This window comes from Streptomyces sp. MBT65, assembly GCF_016612545.1.
Taxonomy (GTDB): domain Bacteria; phylum Actinomycetota; class Actinomycetes; order Streptomycetales; family Streptomycetaceae; genus Streptomyces.
Window position 1 is genome coordinate 1 of record NZ_JAENRY010000434.1, and the last position, 5,100, is coordinate 5,100.

Here is a 5,100-nt window from a genome sequence, read left to right on the forward strand (position 1 = left end):
GGTGTGGTGGGGGCGGGGTTCACAGCGGGTGCGGCGAATGCCGGGTTCACAGCGGACGCGGCGGGTGTGGAGTTCACAGCGGACGCCTCGGGCACGGAGTTCACAGCTGGCGCGTGGAGTGCCGGGTTCACAGCGGGTACGGCCCGTGCTGAGTTCACAGCGGGTGTGACGTGTGCCGTGTTCACAAGGGCCGGTGGCACTGTCGCGTCGGCCGGCGAGTTCACAGTGTTCGGGGTGTTCACACCCGCGGCGGCGCTCCCCTCTCGCCCCCTGTGAACACCGCGTCCGCGCACCGCGCCGAAGCGCGGCACGATCACCTGCTCCAGCGCGCCGGGCAGCATCGCGGCCAGGCGCTCGTCCGAACCGGCGCTCACGTCCAGCCAGACGGTCGGGCGTTCATGGATGAGCAGCAGGACGCAGCCCGCGTACGTCAGGGCGGTGGTCGGACCCTCGGGGTGGCCGACGAGTTGCTGCCAGACCCGTTCCCGCAGCGGGACTTCGGCGAGTTTTCCCTGCTTGCGCAGCCAGGACTCGATCTCGGTGAGGGCGAAGGCGGGGCTGGTCTCGGTGCCGCCGACCGGCTTGGGGAAGTCCGCGTGGCGGCGGCGCCAGTTGCTGACGGCGGCCCGGCCGACGCCGGCGAGCCGTGCGATACCGGCGGCGGTCACCTCTGTCGCGTTGTCCTGCACTCGCCCCACTCCCCTCGCCCCGCGGCCCCGTTGCGCCCGCCGTGCCGTCAGTGTCGTCAGTGCCGTCCGGGCTGCCTGTGACGCCGAGCATACCGACGCAGACATGATCTACCCCTTCACGGCCGTGTACACACCACATTACGTGAACCGTGTTGACTCGGTTCACAGCCTCTGCTCTTATTGACCCAGCGAACGAGCGTCCGCCGGAGAAAGCCGGCCGCCGCATCGGGGGAGGGAAGGGGGCAGCCATGGGCATGAAGGGCAGACTCGCGCTCGGTGCCGTCGTGGGGGTCGTCGTCATCGGGGTCGTATCGGCGAACGCCGACGCCAACGGCCGTGGTGGGGAGGATGGTTCGGCCACGACGAAGGGTTCGGGCCCGGCCAGGGCCGTCGGGGAGAAGAAAGCCGCGTTCGACGGGGACGGCGACTTCGAGGTCGGCACGGACATCAGGCCCGGCACCTATCGCACCAGCGGCAACGCCGACGGCGCGTGCTACTGGGAGCGGGCCGAGGACGCCTCGGGCGACACGGACTCGCTGCTCGCCAACGACAATGTGAGCGGCACCAGTTACGTCACCGTCAAGGCGACCGACAAGGTCTTCACGTCCAGCGGCTGCAAGGACTGGGAGGCCGTCGACGCGAAGGCGCAGGGCTCCCCCGCCACGAAGATGGCCGGCGACGGCGGCATGTTCAGGGTCGGCGCCGACATCGCCCCCGGCACCTACCGGTCCACCGGCAACACGGACGACCTGTGTTACTGGGAGCGCTCGAAGGACGCCGCGCACGGGCCGGACTCGATCCTCGCGAACGCCAACGTGACCGGCACGGCCGTCGTCACGATCAGCCCCACGGACGCCTACTTCAAGACGACCGGCTGCAAGGACTGGAAGCAGACGGCCTGACCTTCGGGTCGGGCGAACGCTCTCACCGCTGCCTCGCCGCGCTTGCCGCTCTCTCTGCTCGCGCCGCGCTCGCCGCTCACGGCGCTCCGTCCGCCTGCCCGGCACCTCATCGGACCCCGCTTCGGGGCACCCCCGCGCTTCTCAGCTCGCGCCTCTCATCTCCCACCTCTTCAGCCAAGGAACTGCCATGCGTCGTACCGCACTTGCCGCTCTCTGCCTCACCACCGTGGCCGCCGCGGGACTCACCGGGTGTCTGCCCGGTGAGGACAAGGCGGACAGCAAGCCGAAGGGCCCGTTCGCCGGGCTGACCGGCGGCGAGATCGCCGACCGGTCCCTGACCGCCACCACCGGAGCCTCGTCGTTGCGACTGAAGGGCGACATACCCGACGACGAGAGCGGCGGCACGATCCTGATCGACATGGCGCTGAACAAGAAGGGCGAGTGCGCCGGCACGCTGAGCCTGCGGGGCAAGGGCAAGGCCGACATGATCAAGACCGGCGACACCATCTACATGAAGTACGACGAGGCGTTCCTGCGCGCGCAGAGCGACGGTGAGTCCAAGGCGGACACCGACGCGGTCGTGGACATGATGGCCGGGAAGTGGACCAAGATGTCCGCGAAGGGCAAGGACGCCAAGGACATCGCGAGCTTCTGCGACCTGAACTCGGTGCTCGGCGGCGCCGAGGACGGCAACTCGGACGCGACGCGTGGGAAGACGACCACCCTCGACGGCACCCCGGCGATCGTCCTGCACGAGAAGGACGGCAAGGACAGCTACACGCTGTACGTGGCGACCGAGGGCAAGCCGTATGTGCTGCGTATCGACAGCCTCTCCGCGAAGGACCCGGGGACGCTCACGTTCGGCGAGTACGAGAAGCCGGTGCCGGCGAAGAAGCCCGCCGGCAAGATCCTCGACCTGGACGCGCTGGACGGCTGAGTCCCCAAGTCGCCTGTGGCTACGGCACGTTCACGGGGCGAGCCGTAGCCACAGGGCACGATCGAAATCGGGGGCGGGACCGGGACGGGGACAGGGACAGGGACGGGGACGGGGACAGGGACCGGGAAACCGGTCCCCGCGTCACGTCACTTCGCGTGGAACCTCGCCGGCGCGTTCGTCGGGTTGCCGCCGGTCGGCAGGGCCTGCTTCGAGCAGGTGGAGAGGACCTTCACCATCGCGGCCTTCTCCGCCGCGGTGACCCACAGCCCGTACTTCTTCTTCACGGCGACCTGCGCGGCGACATAGGTGCACCGGTACGCCTTGGGCGGCACCCAGGTCGCCGTGTCGCCGTCGCCCTTGCTGCGGTTGGGGCTGGCACCGACGGTGAGGAGGTTGAGCGGGTCGTTGGCGAGAGCTATGCGCTTGCTGGCGTCCCAGTACTTGGCGCCCTTCTGCCAGGCGTCGGAGAGGGCTACCAAGTGGTCGATGTCGACGAGGCTGGCGCCGCGCCTGTAGACGACTTCCTTGCCGGAGTACGGATCGGACTCGAGGACGCCGTACGACACCTTGCAGTCGCCGTCGCTGAACTTCACCTGCTTCAGGTCCCGTTTGAGGATGTCGTCCCTGGTGTCGCAGCTGTTGGAGTCCGTGTCGGCCCAGGCGGTGCCGAACCGTTCACGGGAGTAACCGGTCTTCGGTGCGCGTCCCTTCACGGTCAGGGACTCGGCGGCGGTCAGGGCCGCGCCCCCGCCGGAGCCCGTGCCCGAGCCTCCACCGGCCGTCGCCTCGGGCCCGGAGTCGCCCGTTCCCGTGGTGTCCGTCTTGCATCCGGCGACCGACAACATGACCAGGGCGGCTATGGCCGCCCCACCCCTCAGACGCATCACGTGCGCCCCTCCCCTTGCTCACCCGGCCCCCGCCCCGGCAGGGGCGGTCAGTGACCTGGTGCCCACGTTAGCGGCGGACATGTTGCGGATATATAGGGCCCGGGGGTACATGGCACACAACTGGGGTGTAGGGCCGCGACCTTGTCGGCGAAGGCGCCCCCACCTCGCACTCACTCCTCACACTCTCGCCCCAACACCCCGCTCAGACCTTGCCGATGCCCAACGTCGACTCCGAGGGCAGCAGCCCCGAACCGAGTACGGCGACCCAGAACTCCCCCAACAGGTCGGCGAGTCGGTCGGTGTCGGTCCGGCCGAGGAACTGCCAAGGCCCGGCGGCCAGTTGGTCGGTGCGGCGCTCGACCTCCTGGCGCAGGTCGCGGCCCGCCCTGGTCGCCGTACCCCTGTCGTCTATGACGCCTCGGGCGACCAGACGTTCGCGGGCCGCCGTCCACTCCTCGGGGCTCCAGCCCCGGCTCTCGAAGCGCTGGACGGAGGCGGCGCCGATCGCGGCGAAGGAGACCAGGGACTCGACCGGGTCGAGGCCTGCGACGAGGAGGGCGGCGAGGTGGCCGTCGCCCCGGTGTTCGCGCAGGATCGTCGCCGCCTGCCACAACTGGAGGTGGGGTTCGGTGGGCCAGGCCAACTCGGCGTTGGCCGCGGCGAGGGGGCGGCCCTCGAGGTTCACCGCCTCGGCGGCGCGGCGGGCGAGGGCGGCGGCCTCCGCCAGCTCGGGACTGTCGACACGGTCGCCGAATATCGCGCGGTAGGCCCGGTCCATGCCGCGCAGCCTCGCCTTCAGTACGGCGTCCGGGTCGGCGGTGCTCCACGCCGAGTCCATGTGCGCGGCGACCATGCGGGGGTTGAAGCTGTAGAAGGCCGAGGTCACGCGCTCGCTGCCGACCGGGCCCAAGGGTGCGGCGCGCAGCGGGAAGTAGCTCGGCCAGCGCTCCTCGGTGTCGTAGCCGAGTGCGGCCGCCTCCTCGAAGACCTCCGGCGCGTAGTACAGCACCGCGTGCAGGGGTTCGAGCAGATGCCAGAGCTGGCGCACGCGGCTCAGCTCCACGGTGGCAGGGCTTTTCACGGTCTCCACTCCACGCACGCTGTCCGACATGGCGTAACTCCTCGTCGCATCCTGACCGTTCCCGGCGATTCCACAACTTGACACTGACAAGATTGCCCCAACCCCCCAAACTTGTCAATGCCTAGATTCGGCGTACGCTGCTGACCATGAGTACGACCAAGCCCACCAAGGCCGACGGGCCCGCCAAGACCCCGTACCACCACGGCGATCTGCGCCGCGCCGTCCTCACCGCCGCGCTCGACGTCATCGCCGCCGACGGTCCGTCCGCGCTGAGCCTGCGGGATCTCGCCCGCCGTGCCGGTGTCTCGCACGCGGCGCCGGCCCATCACTTCAAGGACCGCACGGGGCTGTTGACGGCGATCGCCGCGGAAGGGTTCGGGCTGCTGGCCGACGCGATCGGCGGGGCGGCGGACCTGAAGGACGCGGGCGTCCGCTACGTGCGCTTCGCGCGCGAACATCCGGCGCACTTCCAAGTGATGTTCGCGCCCGAGCTGTTGCGCGACGGCGACCTCGAACTCACCACGGCCCGCGCCCTCGCCACCGACGCCCTGCGCCACGCCGTCTCCGCCGTACCGCCCGAGGGCCGCGGCCCTCGGGCGGTACG

Annotated in this window: 5 protein-coding genes and 1 pseudogene; 3 read left to right on the forward strand and 3 right to left on the reverse strand. The window is 70.1% G+C overall.

Going from position 1 to position 5,100, the window contains the following annotated elements; translation table 11 throughout:
* A pseudogene (locus JHN63_RS53560) lies at positions 1–689 on the reverse strand (restriction endonuclease subunit M); the annotation flags it as partial.
* A 248-nt stretch (positions 690–937) separates the two neighbouring features.
* Between JHN63_RS53560 and JHN63_RS47330 the strand changes: the two are divergent.
* A complete protein-coding gene (locus JHN63_RS47330; RefSeq protein ID WP_200691326.1) occupies positions 938–1,591 on the forward strand; it encodes a hypothetical protein in 654 nt (217 codons plus the stop codon).
* Between the two features lie 187 nt (positions 1,592–1,778).
* Positions 1,779–2,528, forward strand: a complete 750-nt coding sequence (locus JHN63_RS47335) for a hypothetical protein (RefSeq protein ID WP_200691327.1) — start codon at positions 1,779–1,781, stop codon at positions 2,526–2,528.
* 146 nt (positions 2,529–2,674) lie between these two features.
* On the opposite strand, the gene JHN63_RS47340 is transcribed toward JHN63_RS47335, so the two are convergent.
* Both JHN63_RS47340 and JHN63_RS47345 read right to left on the reverse strand, forming a co-directional pair.
* The gene (locus tag JHN63_RS47340; protein ID WP_200691330.1) at positions 2,675–3,412 is read right to left on the reverse strand and encodes an HNH endonuclease family protein; all 738 of its coding nucleotides are present in this window, start codon (positions 3,410–3,412) and stop codon (positions 2,675–2,677) included.
* A gap of 205 nt (positions 3,413–3,617) precedes the next feature.
* Positions 3,618–4,526 carry a hypothetical protein gene (locus JHN63_RS47345; RefSeq protein WP_200691328.1) on the reverse strand — a complete coding sequence of 303 codons (909 nt, stop codon included), beginning with the start codon at positions 4,524–4,526 and terminating at the stop codon, positions 3,618–3,620.
* A gap of 116 nt (positions 4,527–4,642) precedes the next feature.
* Here JHN63_RS47345 and JHN63_RS47350 point away from each other — a divergent pair.
* Positions 4,643–5,100: TetR/AcrR family transcriptional regulator (locus JHN63_RS47350; RefSeq protein ID WP_200691329.1), on the forward strand; the 458-nt coding region annotated here is incomplete at its 3' end.